This window comes from Rhizobium sp. Nf11,1, assembly GCF_050587665.1.
GTDB lineage: Bacteria > Pseudomonadota > Alphaproteobacteria > Rhizobiales > Rhizobiaceae > Rhizobium.
Genome location: NZ_JBOBHU010000005.1, coordinates 1 through 18,221, shown reverse-complemented (window position 1 = coordinate 18,221; position 18,221 = coordinate 1). Strand labels below are relative to the sequence as shown.

Genomic DNA, 18,221 nt, shown 5'->3' with positions numbered 1-18,221 from the left:
TTATTCACCGGCAAGACGCGTAGATCGCCGCCACGGAGGCGGCGACGCGTCAGCGTCGGCCGTCGAGGACAGAAGGCTTTTGGCGGCGAGCTTGATGCTCGGCTCGATATCCGGCTTCCCGAGCAAAAAGCCCTGCACCTGCGAGCAGCCTTCTTCGAGGACGATCTGGCGCTGCGTCTCGGTTTCGACGCCCTCCGTCACGACAGGCATGCCGAGGCTGTGGCCGAGACCGATGATTGCGCGCACGATCGAACGTGACGCCGCGTCATGTTCGAGCATGCCGGTGAAGCTGCGGTCGACCTTGATCTTGTCGAACGGGAAGGTTCGCAGGTTGGAAAGCGAGGAAAAACCGGTGCCGAAGTCGTCCATGACGATGTGAACACCGAGACTGCGCAGGCGCAGCAGCGTGGCCATCACCCGATCGCGGTCACGGATGAGAGCGGCCTCGGTGATTTCGATTTCCAACCGGTCGGGCGCGAGCCCCGTTTCCTCGAGGATTGCCTCGATCCGCTCGCAAAGGTTCGGCAGCATGAACTGCACCGGCGAGACATTGACGGCGATCGTCAGCGGATGCGGCCAGCGCGCAGCTTCTGCGCAGGCCTCGCGCAGCACCCATTCGCCGAGCTGGACAATCGATCCGCTTTCCTCGGCGATCGGAATAAAGACATCCGGCTCGCTGATGCCGTGCCCCGGCCGGTTCCAGCGCATCAGGGCCTCATAACCGCTGACCTCGCCGCTCAGTGCGCCGTAAATCGGCTGATAGCTGACATGGATCTGATTGCGGGTGATGGCGTGGCGCAGTTCGCTTTCGATCTGGCGGCGGGCGCGCGTGGCTTCGTCCATTTCCGCGTCGAAGAAACAGGCCTTGCCGCGACCGCCGTGCTTGACCCGATAGAGTGCGATATCGGCATTGTTGCAGATCTCGTCCACATCACGTCCGTCGGCCGGGTAAAGGGCGATGCCGAGGCTGACGCCGACGGCTGTTGGGTCGCGTGCCGTATCCATCTCGGCGGCGAATTCGTCGAGGATCGCCGCTGCGAGCTTCTGCGCGGCCGCCGGTTGCTGTCCGGCGGGCTGGATGATGGCAAATTCATCGCCACCGAGACGGGCGATCGTATCGGTTTCATCGGCGACGCGCCGGAGGATCGAGGCAACCTTGCGGAGAATTCGGTCGCCCTCGGCATGGCCGAAAATATCATTGACGCTCTTGAACCGATCGAGATCGATATAGAAGAGGGCCACCTTGCTGCTCTTTCGTTCGGCCATCTGCAGCGCCTGACGGATGCGCGTATCGAACAACGACCGGTTCGGAAGATCGGTGAGAACATCGTGGTGGGCGAGATGCTCGATCATCTCCTCGGCCTGCCTGCGCTCCGTCAGATCGCGCACCGCCAGCACGTCACAATTGTGCCCGCGATAGACGATCCTGCTCGTATTGACTTCGACGGCGATCTCCTTGCCGCTGCTGGTGCTGAGCAAGGTCTCGCCGGGCCTGTTCTGCCCCTGTATGGCGGTCAAAGCAGCGGACGGCGCCTTGCCGATAAGATCGGCAAGCTTCCAGCCGGAAAGAGCCTGGAACCGTTCATTGGCATCGATGACTCTGCCTTCGCGCAGGATCAGCAGCCCTTCCTGCGAGGCATTGGCGAGCCCTCTCAGATCCGTCAGATGGCTATCGATAAAAACCACCGCGATAGCGGTCAGAATGAGAGCCGTCGCCGCTACCACCACGATCGCTGCCAGCAGGCTGGTATCGAGCACCATCGCCGGGACCTCTTTGCCGGGATCCGGCACAAGCGTGATGCTTGCCATCGAAATGAAGTGGAGAGCGCAGATTGCAAGGACAAAGATGACGGACGAGGTGAGGAGCCGCCTCAGACCGCTCCACTGAAAGAAGGCGTAGAAGGCAGCGCTCGACAGCAGCGCCCCCGCGAGAACCGCACTCAGCGTCATGTAGGGATCGTAGACGATCACCGCCTGTGTCTCGATCGCCTGCATACCGGTCAGGTGCATCGAGGCGATGCCGAGCGCCATCAGGACGCCGCCGCGGATGCGCGAAAACCTGCCGCGGCTCTCCGAAGCGACGACGATCGCCGCCCACGAACCGGCAACCGACAGGAGAAAGGAAAGCGCCGTCAGCCCCAGTTGGTAGCTGATCGGCATGCCGCCGTCATAGGCCAGCATCGCGATGAAGTGCGTTGCCCATACGCCGGTGCCGAAGGCGAAAGCCGAGGCGCCTATCCAGAGCTTGCGGCGCCCGGCATCGCATCCTTGAGCGCGTGAAAGCGGCAGCATCGCTGCCATCGCGCCGATCAGACAAACCGCCGCGGCCGCGAGCACCAGCCGCCAATCATGATCGTCGCGAATACATGCAATGACCGAAAACATCCGCTCCCCCGAACAGCTGAATACGGCCAAGTTATTTGGGTTCTACTAAATAACTGTAAATTGAATTAGAAGGTTCTTCTATATCGCCGCAGTAATCTTCTTGCACCCGATCCGGACGCGGCCGCTTTCGCGCCGCCCATTTGCTTTTCCGCCTCGCCTGCTTTCCTCGTTTGGTCTATCGTCCGGCCAAATTTCAAAAAGGAGTCGAAAATGACGGATCTACAACAAGTGCTTGCGCGCGCGGATCAGAACCTTTCCTCAAGCCTCGAAAAGCTGTTCGAGCTTCTGCGCATTCAGTCGATTTCCACCGATCCCGTCTACAAGGCCGAATGCCGGAAGGCAGCCGAATGGCTGGTCGCCTATCTCGAAGGCCTCGGCTTTACCGCCTCGGTGCGTGACACACCCGGCCATCCGATGGTCGTCGCCCACCATGGCGGCGCTTCCGCCGACGCGCCGCATGTGCTTTTCTACGGCCATTACGACGTGCAGCCGGTCGACCCGATCGAGCTCTGGGAGAACGATCCCTTCGAGCCATCGATCAAGGATGTCGGCGATGGCCGCAAGATCCTGACCGGGCGCGGCACCTCCGACGACAAGGGCCAGCTGATGACCTTCGTCGAAGCCTGCCGCGCCTATAAGGAGATCAACGGCGCACTTCCCTGCCGCATCACCATTCTGTTCGAGGGCGAGGAGGAATCGGGCTCACCGTCCCTGAAGCCTTTCCTCGAAGCCAACGCCGCCGAACTCAAGGCCGATTATGCGCTTGTCTGCGATACCGGCATGTGGGACCGCGATACGCCGGCAATCGCCGCGGCACTGCGCGGCCTCGTCGGCGAAGAAGTGGTCGTGACGGCCGCCGACCGCGACCTGCATTCCGGCCTCTTCGGCGGCGCTGCGGCCAATCCGATCCATATTCTCGTCGAGGCGCTTGCCGGCCTGCATGACGAGACCGGCCGCATCACGCTTGATGGCTTTTACGACGGCGTCGAGGAAACGCCCGACAACATCAAGGCGTCATGGGAGACGCTCGGCAAGACGGCCGAGAGTTTTCTCGGTGAAGTCGGCCTTTCCATTCCCTCCGGCGAAAAGGGCCGGTCGGTGCTGGAACTCACCTGGGCCCGGCCGACGGCCGAAATCAACGGCATCTGGGGCGGATATACCGGCGAAGGCTTCAAGACGGTCATCGCCGCCAAGGCCTCGGCCAAGGTTTCGTTTCGGCTCGTCGGCACGCAGGATCCGGCGGCAATCCGTGAGGCTTTCCGCAGCTACGTCAGGTCGAAAATTCCGGCCGACTGCTCGGTCGAATTCCATCCGCATGGCGGCTCGCCGGCAATTCATCTGTCCTATGATTCGCCTGTTCTGACCAAGGCGAAGACGGCGCTTTCCGACGAGTGGCCGAAACCTGCCATCGTCATCGGCATGGGCGGCTCGATCCCGATCGTCGGAGATTTCCAGAAGATGCTCGGCATGGAATCGCTGCTCGTCGGCTTCGGCCTCGCCGATGACCGTATCCATTCGCCGAACGAGAAATACGAGCTTGTCTCCTACCACAAGGGCATCCGCTCCTGGGTGCGGATCCTTCAGGCGCTCGCCGGCTGAAGGGCAATTGCGCGCAGTGTCGGCGCGCTAAAATCAAAAATACAAAAAGGCCGGTCGCCCGGCCTTTCGTCATCCGCTCGGCTCGGTGCCAGTTCATCCGTGGTCAAGGAGCAAGCGGGTATTGATGTCAGACTGCCGCCGAAAGGTTAACAAAAGGTTAACCTTTCGGTCGGGACCAGACCTCAATTGCCGAACAGCCTGACGTGCCGGAGACGCTCCGCGCTCCTGTCGGTTCATGTGCCCTGTAGCAGCGCATGAGAGCACAAATCTCCCCCCATTCAAGCTACGTTCATCGCGCTCGGCCTATAAGCTATTGAAAGACAAAGCGAATGGTGACGCCATAACAAATGCCGGCGATCGCTCTATCTTTTGTTCCAAATGGCATATGCCAAGGAAAGGCAGTCGAGCGCTGCCAGAAAACACGCCAACGAGGAGTGAGAAGCGTGAAAAAACTCATCGTCAAAATAGCCGCGGCCACACTGCTAGTGCTGGCTCCGGCAATTGCGCAGGCCGCCGAGGGTTACTCGACGGCAAACGTCAACATGCGCGCAGGGCCAAGCACCCGGTATCCCGCAGTCGCCGTCATACCCGCCGGTTCGTCCGTCGAAATCCGTGGATGCCTTTCCAACGTCAACTGGTGTGACGTCGAATTCTACGGCGGCCGCGGCTGGGTTTCGGGCCAGTACGTGCAGGCAGTCTACGAGCAACGCCGCGTCTATGTAGGTCCGCGATATTACCGTCCGCTGGGCATTCCGCTGGTCACCTTCAGCGTCGGCAATTATTGGGACCGTTACTACCGCCATCGCGATTTTTATCGCGAGCGTGACCGCTGGAGCCGCGGCCCGGACTACTATTACCGCAACCGCGACTATCGCAATCGGGATTATCGCGACTATGGCAATCGGGAATACCGGGCCCGCGAGTATCGTGATCGCGACCGCGACTGGCGTGACGACGACCGGAGAGAGGAAGTCCGCCGGCCCGAGCGTCGGGAAACCGACACCAATTTCCGTGACCTACCGCAGTTCAGAGGCGGCAAAGCCGACACCTACAATCGTCCCGACCCCAGGGCCTCGCCCTTCGTCTGCCGTCCGGGCGATCCCAAGTGCGACTGAAAGAGCAGGGCGGCAGCGATGCCGCCCTTTTCTGAACAGCACTCACCGTGAACGGAGCCGAGAAAAAGCCCGGCGCTCCTTGGGGGGATGCACCGGGCCTGATGTCGATCGGCGCGCGTTGAGGGGAGACGGCCGATCATTCGCGGGACGTGAGGGGCTGTCCCGCTTCTCCATAAACAGCCGTCGAGCCTATTGGTTCCAGTCGGTGCATAATTCTTAAATCAGCAATTCCATTTTATTGTTACACCGCCTCCCCGGTCTGTGGTCATGACCCGCGCGCCTCGACAGCGCGACCACTCACTCTTTGTCCTTTAACACCCCGTTAAATCGCCGCAATTACAGTTCACTCGGATGATCGCGTCGCCCGCTGTATGGTTCCTTAAATCGAAATCAGTTTAAGGACAAAATTATGCAGCACTTCAAAGTGCTACAGCGTCCTTCTCGCGTCTAAAGAGACGCCTGGCGCTGTAACTGGGCGCCGTTATGCGAAGTGGGCTTCGCGATCGAACAGGGGATGCGACCGGTCCGCGATGGCAGTCAGAGGCAAATCAGGCGACAGAATCGAACCGTCCTTCAGCGGCCGCCCGGCCCGCGAAGATGATGAATTTTCGCTCGACGCCGATGACCGCGTCATCGGAAGCAGATCCGCGCGTCGCGGCGGCTCCAAGCCCCCGCCGCAGCGTGCCGCCCGCCAGCGGCGGCGCGAGCCGCGGGAGCGTGAAGGCGGCGGCCTTTTCGGTTTCCTGCGCGGCGTGGTCTACTGGTGCGTCGTGCTTTTCATCTGGGCCGGCATCGGCGTTGCCGGGCTCGTTCTCTATTACGGCTCGCGCATGCCGAGCGCCAGCACATGGGCGATCCCCGAGCGTCCGCCGAACGTCAAGATCACCGCCGTCGACGGCAGCGTCATTGCCAATCGCGGCGCCACCGGCGGCGAGGCGCTGTCGCTCGAAAACATGTCGCCCTATATTCCCGAAGCCGTCATCGCCATCGAAGATCGGCGTTTTTATTCGCATTTTGGCGTCGATCCGCTCGGCCTTGGGCGGGCGATCGTCACCAATTTCACGGCCGGCCACATGGTGCAGGGCGGTTCGACCCTGACGCAACAGCTTGCCAAGAATCTCTTCCTCTCTCCCGAGAGAACGCTGGAACGCAAGGTGCAGGAGGTGCTGCTCGCGCTCTGGCTGGAGCAGAAATACACCAAGGACCAGATCCTTGCGATGTATCTCAACCGGGTGTTCTTCGGGTCGAACGCCTATGGCGTCGAGGCGGCCTCTCGCCGCTACTTCAACAAATCGGCGCGGGATGTGAACCTCGGCGAGGCAGCGGTGCTGGCGGGCCTGCTCAAGGCGCCGTCGCGGCTTTCGCCGGCCCGCGACGCGGAAGCGGCGAATGCGCGCGCCCAGCTCGTGCTGGCGGCGATGCGCGAGCAGGGATTCATCACCGATTCCGAGGTCAAGACAGCGATGTCGCAGACCCCGGCTTCGGCCAAGAGCTACTGGTCGGGCGCCGGGCATTATGTCGCCGATATGGTCATGGACGAATTGCCGGGACTGATCGGCGACGTCAAGGAAGACATCATCGTCGATACGACGATCGACAAATCGCTGGAGAAGAAGGCTGAGCAGTCGCTGGTCGACGTGCTCGACAAGGAGGGCGGCAAACTCGATGCCTCGCAGGCGGCCCTGGTCTCGATCGATGGCACCGGGGCGATCCGGGCGCTCGTCGGCGGCAGAGACTATGCGACGAGCCAGTTCAACCGCGCCGTCAAGGCCAAGCGCCAGCCGGGATCTTCGTTCAAGCCCTTCGTCTATACGGCAGCGCTGGAAAAAGGGCTGACGCCATCTTCGGTGTTTAACGACGCGCCGATTCGCATCGGCGACTGGACTCCGGAGAATTACGAGAAGAAATACAATGGCGAAGTGACGCTGGCGACCGCGCTCGCCAAGTCGCTGAACACGGTGGCCGCGCAGCTGGTCATGTATGACGGGCCGGATCAGGTGATCAAGCTCGCCCACCGGCTCGGGATCGAAAGCGAGTTGCAGCCGAACGCCTCGATCGCACTCGGGACGTCCGAAGTGTCGCTGATGGAACTGACCGCCTCCTATGCAGCCTTCATGAACGGCGGCTACAAGGCGACGCCGCACGTCATCCGCCGAGTGACGACCGCCGAGGGCAAGGTTCTCTACGAAAATACCTATGACAGTCCGCCGCGCGTGCTTTCCGAGCAGATCGCCGCGCAGATGGATGCGATGATGATGGGCGTCATCGAAAACGGCACCGGCAAGAGCGCCAAGATTCCCGGCTGGCAGGCGGCGGGCAAGACCGGCACGACGCAGAATTCGCGCGACGCGCTGTTCGTCGGCTTTACCAGCAACCTCACGACAGGCATCTGGTTCGGCAATGACGACGGCAAGCCGATGAAGAAGGTGACCGGCGGTGGTCTTCCAGCCAAAGCCTGGAAGGAATTCATGGTCGCCGCCCACAAGGGTCTTTCGCCGGCGCCGCTCTTCGGCAACGGCCAGCTCATCGACGATCCGAACAGCGGCCAGCCGATGGCCCAGGCAGCGCCCGACGGCGGGCAGCCGGTCACGGCCGAAGTGCCGCCACAGACGACGATCGGCGGCATCATTTCCGGCGTCTTCGGCGGCGGCGAGAATGCAGAACGGTATCCACAGGCGCCTGTCCGGCAACAGCGGGCAAACCCCGGCAACGGCCCTGTTCCTCCTGCAGACGTAGCCGACGGCGGCAGTTCAGGCTACGACGGCATCGTGCCGCCCGGCGATGTCGGTGGGTCGCAGACGACCTCTTCGGTGCAGCCTCGGCGCACGACCCTGCTCGACCTGATCATGGGTCAATGAGATTCCGTGCTGCATGCCCGGCGCAAGCCATCTATCCTAGAAATCGTACGCTTTCCGCGGATCGGGCGGCCTCTTTCCCGGCTGCTGCGAAAATTGAAGGCAACACATTCGTTTTGCCGGATTCGGGGCCATTTCCCGCCTTGCAGTCGAGAAAACCGCTCCTTATATACGCCGCATCACCGCAATCACGATTGCGTAATCGCAAGTAGACCCATCCCGTAAGGGGCTGTCAGGGAAATGCCTTCTGGGGGTTCCGACAGCTTGCTTCAAGGAGAGAATGACATGGCAAAAGTAATTGGTATCGACCTTGGAACGACGAATTCCTGCGTCGCAGTCATGGACGGCAAGGACGCAAAGGTCATCGAGAACGCGGAAGGTGCGCGCACGACCCCTTCCATGGTGGCCTTTTCCGATGATGGCGAGCGCCTCGTCGGCCAGCCGGCCAAGCGCCAGGCGGTCACCAACCCGACGAACACGCTTTTTGCGGTGAAGCGTCTGATCGGCCGCCGCTACGAAGACCCGACCGTCGAGAAGGACAAGCATCTCGTTCCCTTCAGCATCGTCAAGGGCGACAATGGCGACGCCTGGGTCGAAGCCAATGGCAAGGGCTACTCGCCCGCACAGATTTCCGCGATGATCCTTCAGAAGATGAAGGAAACCGCCGAATCCTATCTCGGCGAAAAGGTCGAGAAAGCCGTCATTACCGTTCCGGCGTACTTCAACGACGCGCAGCGCCAGGCAACCAAGGATGCCGGCAAGATCGCCGGTCTTGAAGTCCTGCGCATCATCAACGAGCCGACCGCTGCCGCTCTAGCCTACGGTCTCGACAAGAAGGACGGCAAGACCATCGCCGTCTACGACCTTGGCGGCGGCACCTTCGATATTTCGATCCTCGAGATCGGTGACGGCGTCTTCGAGGTGAAGTCCACCAACGGCGACACCTTCCTCGGCGGTGAAGACTTCGACATGCGCCTCGTCGAATATCTCGTTGCCGAATTCAAGAAGGACAACGGCATCGATCTGAAGAACGACAAGCTTGCCCTGCAGCGCCTCAAGGAAGCCGCGGAAAAGGCCAAGATCGAACTGTCGTCGTCGCAGCAGACCGAAATCAACCTGCCGTTCATCACGGCTGACGCCTCCGGCCCGAAGCACCTGACGCTAAAGCTGACCCGCGCCAAGCTCGAGAGCCTGGTCGACGATCTGGTCCAGCGTACGATCGCGCCCTGCAAGGCAGCCCTCAAGGACGCCGGTGTCACCGCTGCCGAAATCGACGAAGTGGTTCTCGTCGGCGGCATGAGCCGCATGCCGAAGGTGCAGGAAGTCGTCAAGCAGCTGTTCGGCAAGGAGCCGCACAAGGGCGTCAACCCGGATGAAGTGGTTGCGCTCGGCGCCGCCATCCAGGCCGGCGTTCTGCAGGGCGACGTCAAGGACGTTCTGCTGCTCGACGTCACCCCGTTGTCGCTCGGCATCGAAACGCTCGGCGGCGTCTTCACCCGTCTGATCGAACGCAACACGACGATTCCGACCAAGAAGAGCCAGACCTTCTCGACCGCCGAAGACAATCAGCAGGCCGTCACCATCCGCGTTTCGCAGGGCGAGCGCGAAATGGCTGCCGACAACAAGCTGCTCGGCCAGTTCGACCTCGTCGGCCTGCCGCCGTCGCCGCGCGGCGTGCCGCAGATCGAAGTCACCTTCGACATCGACGCCAACGGCATCGTGCAGGTTTCGGCCAAGGACAAGGGCACCGGCAAGGAACAGCAGATCCGCATCCAGGCTTCCGGCGGCCTCTCCGACGCCGACATCGAAAAGATGGTCAAGGACGCCGAGTCGCATGCTGCCGAAGACAAGAAGCGTCGCGAGACCGTCGAAGCCAAGAACCAGGCCGAAAGCCTGATCCACTCTACGGAAAAGTCGCTGAAGGATTACGGCGACAAGGTCTCCGAAGCCGACCGCACCGCGATCTCGGATGCGATCGCCGCGCTGAAGTCCTCGACCGAGGCGACCGAAGCCGACGCCGAAGACATCAAGGCCAAGACCCAGACGCTCATGGAAGTATCCATGAAGCTCGGCCAGGCGATCTATGAAGCACAGCAGGCCGAAAGCGGCGCTGCTGCCGATTCCTCCGCGGAAGGCGGCGACAATGTCGTCGACGCCGACTATGAGGAAATCAAGGACGACGACCGCAAGAAGTCCGCGTAATCCGCGGCGGCGTGGTTATGCTTCAACACCTGATCCGGCTGCTCACCATGGCAGCCGGAAATCCATTTCCGGGGTTTAATCCTTAATGGCAAAAGCGGACTTTTACGAAACTCTGGGTGTAGCCAAATCGGCGGACGAGAAAGAGCTGAAGAGCGCCTTCCGAAAGCTGGCAATGAAATATCATCCGGACAAGAACCCGGATGACAAGGAAGCCGAACGGAAGTTCAAGGAAATCAACGAAGCCTACGAGATGCTCAAGGACCCGCAAAAGCGGGCAGCCTATGATCGTTATGGCCATGCGGCCTTCGAACATGGCGGCATGGGCGGCGGTGGCGGTGGCTTTGCCGGTGGCGGATTCTCCGACATCTTCGAGGATATTTTCGGCGAGATGATGGGCGGCGGCCGGGCGCGTCAGCGCTCCGCGGGAGGCCGGGAGCGCGGCGCCGATCTTCGCTACAATATGGAAATAACGCTGGAAGAGGCTTTCTCGGGCAAGACGGCGCAGATCCGCGTTCCAACTTCCATTACCTGCGACGTCTGTTCGGGATCGGGCGCCAAGCCCGGCACTCAGCCGAAGAACTGCGGCACCTGCCAGGGCTCGGGCCGCGTGCGCGCGGCCCAGGGCTTCTTCTCGATCGAGCGGACCTGCCCGACCTGCCACGGCCGCGGCCAGATCATTCCCGATCCGTGCCCGAAGTGCCACGGCCAGGGCCGGGTGACGGAAGAACGGTCGCTCTCGGTCAATATTCCCGCCGGCATCGAGGATGGTACACGCATCCGCCTGCAGGGCGAGGGCGAAGCCGGGGCTCGCGGCGGACCGGCCGGCGATCTTTATATCTTCCTGTCGGTTAAGCCGCATGAATTCTACCAGCGCGACGGAGCCGATCTCTATTGCGCCGTGCCGATCTCGATGACGACGGCTGCTCTCGGCGGAACCTTCGACGTAGCGACGCTCGACGGCACCAAATCGCGGGTGAGCGTGCCTGAGGGCACGCAGGCCGGCAAACAGTTCCGTCTCAAGGGCAAGGGTATGCCGGTGCTGCGTTCGGCGCAGACGGGCGACCTTTATATCCAGATCCAGATCGAGACACCGCAAAAGCTCACCAAACGTCAGCGCGAACTGCTGCAGGAATTCGAGCAGATTTCCTCCAAGGAGAACAATCCCGAGTCGACCGGCTTCTTTGCCCGGATGAAGGAATTCTTCGAAGGCTGAGCGGTCGATCGATACGCAATCGCGAGAGCCGGGGATGGAAACGTCTCCGGCTTTTTTTGCTCGCGCAAATCCTGATTTGAGACATGGGTAGTTCATGCCGGGCGATCTGTTCCAGATCGACACGGCGCCGGATCGGAACAGGAACTTGCGTTAACGCAGCCAGATGATGCCGCTTGCAAGTTTTTAAAATGACTCCAATCTCTGCCGTCAGCGCATGACCCAGGACCTCGCCATCGATGTCAGGAGGGTGATGCGCAGTTTCAGAGCGACAGAGCGTTTCCGGCGCGTCCCATTTGGATGCAGACGCTCTAACGGGGACCACGAAGCAAGAGTATCCATCATGGCGCCAACCTTTTCCACTCAGTCCGAAGATGTCGACGTTCTCGCCGGCGCCATCTACACATGGTGTGCCGAGCGCAATATCAAGCTTCGCAGCCAGCAGGGCCTTTCCATCGCCAGTATCGCGATCGACCTCTACCACGCCGGCCACCAGACGCAGGACGACCTGCTGACGGCGTTGCATGGGTGCGAGATTCATTGATTCACCAGCGCGTCGGGAAATGCGTCTACCTCTGAGGACAGGCAGCCCCCAGCATGGTTCGGATGTCGTCCCTGTTGCTTTTCCGAGCTCAGATGACCGCTTCGGCTGAGTTAGGCGGCGCTCTCGACCACGTCGCCGCTCATGAGTGTAAGGATGGTCTTGACCGCTTCCTTGCCCGCAGCCGAGTTCAGCTTGTCGTAGCTCAGCGCAAGGGCATAGGCATCAGGGCTGAGTTCGATACGGCCGCCGAATTCCGATATATCCGTCCCCTCGAAGAGGGCGGAGATCTCGACGCCGAGAAAAACCGCGATCTGATGCAGCTTACTGGCTGAAACGCGGTTCGTTCCCTTTTCATATTTCTGGATCTGCTGGAAAGTCAGCCCGAGCGCTTCACCAAGCTCGAGCTGGGAAACACGACGAATGGCGCGAAGCTGTCTGATGTTGCGACCAACAATGATATCGACCGGATCTGGCACTTCACCACTCTCTTATACATGAACCTTTTGTTCACCATATCGCTTTCCCGGGATAACGCAACCCGGCAGTTGCAAAATTCAACCGACTTTTTCTGGGCATTACGTTACGTCAGCAGCCATCGAGGAAAGTCGCAGAAGCCCTGCTATACAGGCTATCCGAGAACCCCGACGGTGACCGTCGTCGGTGAGGACTCCCAATGTCGGAGGCCTCTGATGCGGTTGTATTTTTCCAGGATTTGGGAAAACGGTACCGAAAAGTTCCGGAATCGATCGTGTTTGCGATGCTTCTGGTAAAGTGCGCGCGATCCGCGGCGCAAGGCGGCGCGCTTGCCAACCGCGCCGCTTCGGCTTAGCTGTCACGCTTCACGAACCCGGATACGCAATGCCGCATAAGGTTTCTCTTTCCCGTCTGAAGCTGACAGACTTCCGCAATTATGCCGCCGCGAGCCTTAGTCTCGATGGTCGGCATGTCGTGCTGACCGGAGACAATGGCGCCGGCAAGACCAATCTCATGGAGGCGGTCTCGCTGCTTTCGCCCGGCCGCGGTCTGCGCCGAGCCGCCTATGGCGACATTACCCGCGTCGGCGCGGCCGGCGGCTTTTCGATCTTCGCGGCGCTTGACGGCATGGAGGGCGAAGTCGAGATCGGAACCGGCATAGAAACGGGCGAGGACACCACAGCTCGCCGGCTTCGGATCAACGGCACCCCGGCTAAAACCGCCGACGAGCTGACCGATCATCTGCGTCTTCTCTGGCTGACACCGGCGATGGACGGGCTCTTCACCGGCGCCTCCGCCGACCGCCGACGCTTTCTCGACCGCCTGGTGCTGTCGCTCGATCCCGCCCACGGCCGCCGCGCGAGCGATTTCGAGCGCGCCATGCGCAGCCGCAACAAGCTGCTGGACGAAGGTCGCTTCGACCCTTCCTGGCTTGCCGGTATCGAAGAACAGATGGCAAGCCTCGGCATCGCCATGGCGCTCGCCCGCCAGGAGATGCTCGGCCTCTTGACCCGGCTGACCGAGGAAACACTGGAGAGTTCGCCTTTCCCGTCAGCCTCGCTGCAGCTCTCCGGCTTCATGGACGGCCAGTTCTCGCGGCCATCGGTCGACCTCGAGGACGACTACGCGGCGATGCTCGCCGAGAGCCGATACCGCGATGCCGGCGCAGGGCGCACGCTGGAGGGGCCGCACCGGACCGACCTCATCGTACACCACCGCGAAAAGGCGATAAAGGCGGAGCGGTGTTCCACCGGCGAGCAGAAAGCGCTGCTTGTCGGCTTGGTGCTTGCCCATGCGCGGCTCGTCGGCAATCTCACCGGTCATGCGCCGATCCTGCTGCTCGACGAGATCGCTGCGCATCTCGACGAGAACAGGCGCGCCGCGCTGTTCGACCTTATCGACGGACTGGGAGGTCAGGCCTTCATGACCGGAACGGATCGGGGAATGTTCTCGGCCCTCGGCGACAGGGCGCAGTTCTTTACGGTTGCGGACGGAAGGGTGTTCGGATGAGGGAGACAGCTTTTCCCGATGTCGCTTTTGCCGATGTCGGCGGCCATGCTACGATCGCCGCCATGGAACCTCTCAGCCCCGATGAAATCGCCCGGTATCAACGCCATATCCTGCTCCCCGAAATCGGCGGCGCAGGCCAGCAGAAACTCAAAGCCGCCCGTGTGCTGGTGATCGGCGCCGGGGGGCTCGGTGCGCCGATCCTGCAATATCTCGCCGCCGCCGGTATCGGCACGCTCGGCATCGTCGACGACGACCGGGTGTCCCTGTCCAATCTGCAGCGCCAAGTGATCCATGATTCCGGCACGATCGGCGAGCTGAAAACCGAAAGCGCCGCCTTGGCAATTGCCAGGCTCAACCCGCATGTCCGGCTCGTCCGCTTCGAGGAACGCTTTTCTCGCGAGACTGCCCGGCGTCAATTATCCGGCTTCGATTTCCTGATCGATGGCTCCGACAATTTCGATACGCGTTATGCCGCGGCCGATGCGGCGGAGGAAGCACGTATCCCGCTCGTCACCGGCGCCGTCGGTCGTTTCGACGGTTCACTGACCGTGCTAAAACCTTATGAGACGGCCGAGGACGGAGCGCCCAACCCAGGCTATCGCGACCTGTTTCCCGAGGCGCCTCCGGCGGGTCTGATTCCCAGCTGCGCTGAAGCCGGCATTATCGGCGCGCTCACCGGCGTCATTGGCACGATGATGGCGATGGAGGCGATCAAGCTCATCACCGGCGCCGGCGAACCGCTGATCGGGCGGCTGCTGCTTTACGACGCACTCTCGGCCCGGTTCGAAACCGTACGCTATAGGCGCCGCCGCGCCAGGCAGGCCGGATGAGGATTATCCGCCTCGACCAGAACTTCACGCGCTGGGACGAACTGCTCGCCCTCATCCTCACGGCCTTCGCTTCGATGAATGGCAGGATCGATCCGCCATCCTCGGCGCTCGGTCTCACGGCGGAAACGCTGGCAGCAAAGGCTGAGGCCGAGATCGGCCATGTCGTCATCGACGATGGCAAACTGACCGGCTGCCTGTTTCTGCGGCCGGAGGCCGATTGTCTCTATGTCGGCAAGCTCGCCGTTTTGCCGGCAGCGCAAGGCAAGGGCCTCGGCAGGCGTTTGCTGGCAGTTGCCGAGGAGACGGCTGCAGAATTCGGCCTTGCCGCCCTGCGGCTGGAGACACGCATCGAGCTTACCGACAATCACGCCGTCTTTGCCGCATGGGGATTTTCCAGAACCGCCGAGAAGGCGCATCCCGGTTTCACCAGGACGACCTTCGTCGAGATGCGGAAGAGCCTTATACGCTGACGCGCATCAGCGGCCAGGCAGCACCCGATTCGGCGGTCTGTGGCCGTCGATGAAGGTGCGAATATTGATGATGACCTTGTCGCCCATGTCGATCCGGCCTTCGATCGTCGCCGAGCTCATATGCGGCAGCAGCACGACCTTGCCCTCATTGGCGAGCTTGACGAGCTTCGGATTGACGGCAGGCTCGTTCTCGAAGACGTCGAGGCCGGCGCCGGCGATCTTGCCCTCTCTCAGGCATTTGATCAGCTGGGTTTCATCGACGACGTCGCCGCGCGCCGTATTGACGAGATAGGCAGTCGGCTGCAGCAGCGCCAGGCGGCGCGCCGAAATCAGGTGAAAGGTCGCCGGTGTCGAGGGGCAGTTGATCGAGACGATGTCGACGCGGGCCAGCATCTGGTCAAGACTTTCCCAATAGGTTGCCTCCAACTCGTCCTCGACGGCCGGATTGACGCGCTTACGGTTGTGGTAGTGAATCGAAAGACCAAAAGATTTGGCGCGGCGGGCCACCGCCGTGCCTATTCGCCCCATGCCGACGATGCCGATCCGCTTGCCGTGAATGCGCCGGCCGAGCATCCAGGTGGGAGACCAGCCGGCCCACTCGCCCGGCTTGTCGGTCAGGACCCGCGCCCCTTCGCCGAGCCGCCTCGGAACCGCGAGAATCAGTGCCATCGTCATATCGGCAGTGTCCTCGGTCAGGACGTTCGGCGTGTTGGTGACGGTGATGCCCTTGCGCGCCGCCGCCTCGACGTCGATGTGGTCGGTGCCGTTGGAGAAGCTGGCAATCAGCTTCATCTGCGGTCCCGCCTCATCGATCAGCGCCGCATCGATGCGGTCGGTGACGGTCGGCACCAGCACGTCGGCGGTCCGGACAGCGGCGACAAGTTCGGGAATGGAGCGCGGCGTGTCATCGATGTTCAGCTCGGCATCGAAGAGCTCCCGCATTCGGGTTTCGACGGCATCCGGCAGCTTGCGGGTGATGTAGACCTTCGGTTTTTTCTTCGCTGTCATGGCTGCCTGCGGTGCCTTGTTCAGAGGTCTTTAACCAAGAGGGGTGATAATTTTCCCGTTCCGGGCAATTTCTACCAGACCCGCACGCGAAGACAAACAAAACTCGTGGTGCAGCCGTGGAATGTAAAAGCCCGGACCGCGCGCAGGCCGTGCCTGGCGCGAATTCGAGCAAACGGAAGCCTCCATGCGCAGCAAAGTCCTGAAGTCCTGCCTCGCCCTTGCGATCGCTCTGGCCGCATCCATGGGAACCTTAGAATTTGCTCATGCGCAGGCAGCCAAGGGGCCGAGCGGCCTGCCACTGCCGCGCTTCGTCACATTGAAATCGAAGCGCGTCAACCTGCGCATCGGCCCGGGAACGGACTTCGCCGTATCGTGGATGTATCTGAAATCCGGCCTTCCGGTGGAGATCATCCAGGAATACGACAATTGGCGCCGCATCCGCGATGCCGATGGTACTGAAGGCTGGGTCAACCAGTCGCTGCTATCGGGCCAGCGCGCAGCGATCGCCGCGCCCTGGATGAAGACGAAGGGCAAGGGCGTCTATGTCAATCTGCGCCGTGAGGCGCAGCCCTCCGCCTCGATCGTCGCCAAGCTGGAACCCGGCGTGATGCTGACGATCGGCGAATGCAACGGCGATTGGTGCCACGCAGAAACCGACGGCGCCGCGGGCTGGGTGGCGCAGTCGGAAATCTGGGGCGCCTATCCCGGCGAAGCCTTCAAATAAGCCCCGCCTGTTTGGCGGCCTCGGAAAGCGAGGTCATCGGGCGCGGGCCGATCTGCTGGATGACAATGCCGGCAGCCAGGCAGCCGAGCTTGCCGCAATCCTCGAGGGACCGTCCCTGCGTGTAGCCATAGAGGAAGCCGGAGGCAAACAGGTCGCCGGCACCCGTCGTATCCACAACGTCCCGGATCCTGATCGCATCGACGTAATAACGCTCCCGGCCCTTCAGGATGACGGCGCCGTTCTCGCTCATCGTCACGGCGGCGATCTTGCAGTCCGCGGCGATCCTGTTCAGCGCCTCTTCGAAATCGTCGGTCTCGTAAAGCGACAGCGCCTCCTGGCGATTGGCAAAGACGATATCGACCTTGCCGGAGCGCATCAGATCGAGGAACTCGCCGCGGTACCGATCGACGCAGAAACTGTCGGACAGCGTCATCGACATTTCCCGGCCGTTTTCATGGGCGATGCGGGCGCAGTCGAGAATCGCCTCCTTGGCGCGCGGCGGATCCCACAGATAACCTTCGAAATAGGTGACCTTGGCATCGGCAACGACATCGGCCTCGACATCCTCAGGACCGAGTTCGACGCAGGCGCCGAGATAGGTATTCATCGAACGCTCGCCATCCTCGGTGACGAAGATCATCGAACGCGCGGTCGGCGGGAAGGTGCCCTTCGGCTTCGTCTGGTAGTGAACGCCCTGGGCGCGGATGTCGTGGGTGAAGATGTCGCCTAGCTGATCTGCAGCGACATTGCCGAAATAAGCCGCCCTGCCGCCGAGGTTGGCAACGCCCGCCGCCGTGTTGCCGGCGCTGCCGCCGGAGGCTTCGAGAGCCGGCCCCATGCGTGAATACAAGAGTTCGGCGCGTTCGGCGTCGATGAGGTTCATCGCCGCCTTCGTGATCTGGTTGTCAATGAGGAACTGATCGTTGCAACGGGCGATGATATCCACGATTGCGTTGCCGACCGTCAGAACATCGAATCTTGTCATGAAATGGGGGGTCCCGGATTTGTGATAGCCGGGGTTCGGTCTTAGCGAAATTTCCGCGGTTTGGAAGGACAAATGGTGAATGGCGCATCTATTTCTTCGCAAAAGTGCCGCTCATTCGTCACGCCCCTGTCATCTTCGAAATCTAGAAATACTCGCAGGAACACCGGCATAAGCAGCTTTCAGTTGCAGCCGGGCACCCGAGGGATGACCCCTTCGATCTTACGGCGCGATGCTGACCACGGATGAACTGGCAGCTTCGCGATTCGGGCATCCGGCAACGCCGGATGCGGAAAAGCGGGCTGTGCCCGCTT

The 18,221-nt window shown here is 61.6% G+C and carries 14 protein-coding genes; 10 read left to right on the top strand and 4 right to left on the bottom strand.

Going from position 1 to position 18,221, the window contains the following annotated elements; all coding sequences use genetic code 11:
- The gene (locus ACQ7C1_RS09455) at positions 1–2,385 is read right to left on the bottom strand and encodes a bifunctional diguanylate cyclase/phosphodiesterase (RefSeq protein ID WP_430958099.1); all 2,385 of its coding nucleotides are present in this window, start codon (positions 2,383–2,385) and stop codon (positions 1–3) included.
- A 210-nt stretch (positions 2,386–2,595) separates the two neighbouring features.
- On the opposite strand from ACQ7C1_RS09455, the gene ACQ7C1_RS09450 reads away from it, so the two are divergent.
- The 6 genes from ACQ7C1_RS09450 (at position 2,596) to ACQ7C1_RS09425 (ending at position 11,910) form a co-directional block, all read left to right on the top strand.
- Entirely contained in the window at positions 2,596–3,984 is a 1,389-nt protein-coding gene (locus ACQ7C1_RS09450; protein ID WP_085776539.1) for a dipeptidase, read from the top strand.
- Between the two features lie 443 nt (positions 3,985–4,427).
- On the top strand, positions 4,428–5,099 hold the full coding sequence (locus tag ACQ7C1_RS09445; RefSeq protein ID WP_430958098.1) for an SH3 domain-containing protein: 672 nt from the start codon (positions 4,428–4,430) through the stop codon (positions 5,097–5,099).
- A 530-nt stretch (positions 5,100–5,629) separates the two neighbouring features.
- On the top strand, positions 5,630–7,957 hold the full coding sequence (locus tag ACQ7C1_RS09440) for a transglycosylase domain-containing protein (RefSeq protein WP_430958097.1): 2,328 nt from the start codon (positions 5,630–5,632) through the stop codon (positions 7,955–7,957).
- A 282-nt stretch (positions 7,958–8,239) separates the two neighbouring features.
- On the top strand, positions 8,240–10,156 hold the full coding sequence (gene dnaK / locus ACQ7C1_RS09435) for a molecular chaperone DnaK (RefSeq protein WP_430958096.1): 1,917 nt from the start codon (positions 8,240–8,242) through the stop codon (positions 10,154–10,156).
- An 85-nt stretch (positions 10,157–10,241) separates the two neighbouring features.
- Positions 10,242–11,369, top strand: coding sequence for a molecular chaperone DnaJ (gene dnaJ / locus ACQ7C1_RS09430; RefSeq protein WP_085776535.1), 1,128 nt, complete (start codon positions 10,242–10,244; stop codon positions 11,367–11,369).
- Positions 11,370–11,709: 340 nt separating this feature from the next.
- Entirely contained in the window at positions 11,710–11,910 is a 201-nt protein-coding gene (locus tag ACQ7C1_RS09425) for a hypothetical protein (RefSeq protein WP_430958095.1), read from the top strand.
- Between the two features lie 110 nt (positions 11,911–12,020).
- On the opposite strand, the gene ACQ7C1_RS09420 is transcribed toward ACQ7C1_RS09425, so the two are convergent.
- A complete protein-coding gene (locus tag ACQ7C1_RS09420) occupies positions 12,021–12,386 on the bottom strand; it encodes a helix-turn-helix domain-containing protein (protein WP_085776533.1) in 366 nt (121 codons plus the stop codon).
- 382 nt (positions 12,387–12,768) lie between these two features.
- Here ACQ7C1_RS09420 and recF point away from each other — a divergent pair, with 382 nt between their 5' ends.
- Genes recF through ACQ7C1_RS09405 form a run of 3 tightly spaced genes read left to right on the top strand, consistent with a single transcriptional unit; the run spans position 12,769 to position 15,193 of the window.
- Positions 12,769–13,893, top strand: a complete 1,125-nt coding sequence (gene recF, locus ACQ7C1_RS09415; RefSeq protein WP_430958094.1) for a DNA replication/repair protein RecF — start codon at positions 12,769–12,771, stop codon at positions 13,891–13,893.
- Positions 13,890–14,723 (top strand): molybdopterin-synthase adenylyltransferase MoeB, encoded by an 834-nt coding sequence (locus ACQ7C1_RS09410; protein ID WP_430958093.1) that lies wholly within the window; start codon positions 13,890–13,892, stop codon positions 14,721–14,723. The genes recF and ACQ7C1_RS09410 overlap by 4 nt, the downstream gene beginning before the upstream one ends.
- Positions 14,720–15,193, top strand: a complete 474-nt coding sequence (locus ACQ7C1_RS09405; RefSeq protein ID WP_085776531.1) for a GNAT family N-acetyltransferase — start codon at positions 14,720–14,722, stop codon at positions 15,191–15,193. Before ACQ7C1_RS09410 ends, ACQ7C1_RS09405 begins: the two co-directional genes overlap by 4 nt.
- Positions 15,194–15,199: 6 nt before the next feature.
- Here the strand turns inward: ACQ7C1_RS09405 and ACQ7C1_RS09400 are convergent, their stop codons facing one another.
- Entirely contained in the window at positions 15,200–16,201 is a 1,002-nt protein-coding gene (locus tag ACQ7C1_RS09400; protein WP_097600442.1) for a 2-hydroxyacid dehydrogenase, read from the bottom strand.
- A gap of 184 nt (positions 16,202–16,385) precedes the next feature.
- Here ACQ7C1_RS09400 and ACQ7C1_RS09395 point away from each other — a divergent pair, with 184 nt between their 5' ends.
- Positions 16,386–16,925: an SH3 domain-containing protein gene (locus tag ACQ7C1_RS09395; protein WP_011423530.1), complete on the top strand. Its 540-nt coding sequence runs from the start codon at positions 16,386–16,388 to the stop codon at positions 16,923–16,925.
- Here the strand turns inward: ACQ7C1_RS09395 and ACQ7C1_RS09390 are convergent.
- Complete coding sequence (locus ACQ7C1_RS09390; protein ID WP_430958092.1) at positions 16,918–17,910, bottom strand: adenosine kinase; 993 nt, start codon at positions 17,908–17,910, stop codon at positions 16,918–16,920. The two genes, ACQ7C1_RS09395 and ACQ7C1_RS09390, sit on opposite strands and share 8 nt — an antisense overlap.
- Positions 17,911–18,221: the final 311 nt, after the last annotated feature.

Coding starts and splice junctions, on each gene's coding strand:
- ACQ7C1_RS09400 (WP_097600442.1), bottom strand. CDS start 16,201: ATGACAGCGAAGAAAAAACCGAAGGTCTACATCACCCGCAAGCTGCCG.
- ACQ7C1_RS09450 (WP_085776539.1), top strand. CDS start 2,596: ATGACGGATCTACAACAAGTGCTTGCGCGCGCGGATCAGAACCTTTCC.
- recF (WP_430958094.1), top strand. CDS start 12,769: ATGCCGCATAAGGTTTCTCTTTCCCGTCTGAAGCTGACAGACTTCCGC.
- ACQ7C1_RS09455 (WP_430958099.1), bottom strand. CDS start 2,385: ATGTTTTCGGTCATTGCATGTATTCGCGACGATCATGATTGGCGGCTG.
- ACQ7C1_RS09440 (WP_430958097.1), top strand. CDS start 5,630: ATGGCAGTCAGAGGCAAATCAGGCGACAGAATCGAACCGTCCTTCAGC.
- dnaJ (WP_085776535.1), top strand. CDS start 10,242: ATGGCAAAAGCGGACTTTTACGAAACTCTGGGTGTAGCCAAATCGGCG.
- ACQ7C1_RS09395 (WP_011423530.1), top strand. CDS start 16,386: ATGCGCAGCAAAGTCCTGAAGTCCTGCCTCGCCCTTGCGATCGCTCTG.
- dnaK (WP_430958096.1), top strand. CDS start 8,240: ATGGCAAAAGTAATTGGTATCGACCTTGGAACGACGAATTCCTGCGTC.
- ACQ7C1_RS09390 (WP_430958092.1), bottom strand. CDS start 17,910: ATGACAAGATTCGATGTTCTGACGGTCGGCAACGCAATCGTGGATATC.
- ACQ7C1_RS09405 (WP_085776531.1), top strand. CDS start 14,720: ATGAGGATTATCCGCCTCGACCAGAACTTCACGCGCTGGGACGAACTG.
- ACQ7C1_RS09425 (WP_430958095.1), top strand. CDS start 11,710: ATGGCGCCAACCTTTTCCACTCAGTCCGAAGATGTCGACGTTCTCGCC.
- ACQ7C1_RS09410 (WP_430958093.1), top strand. CDS start 13,890: ATGAGGGAGACAGCTTTTCCCGATGTCGCTTTTGCCGATGTCGGCGGC.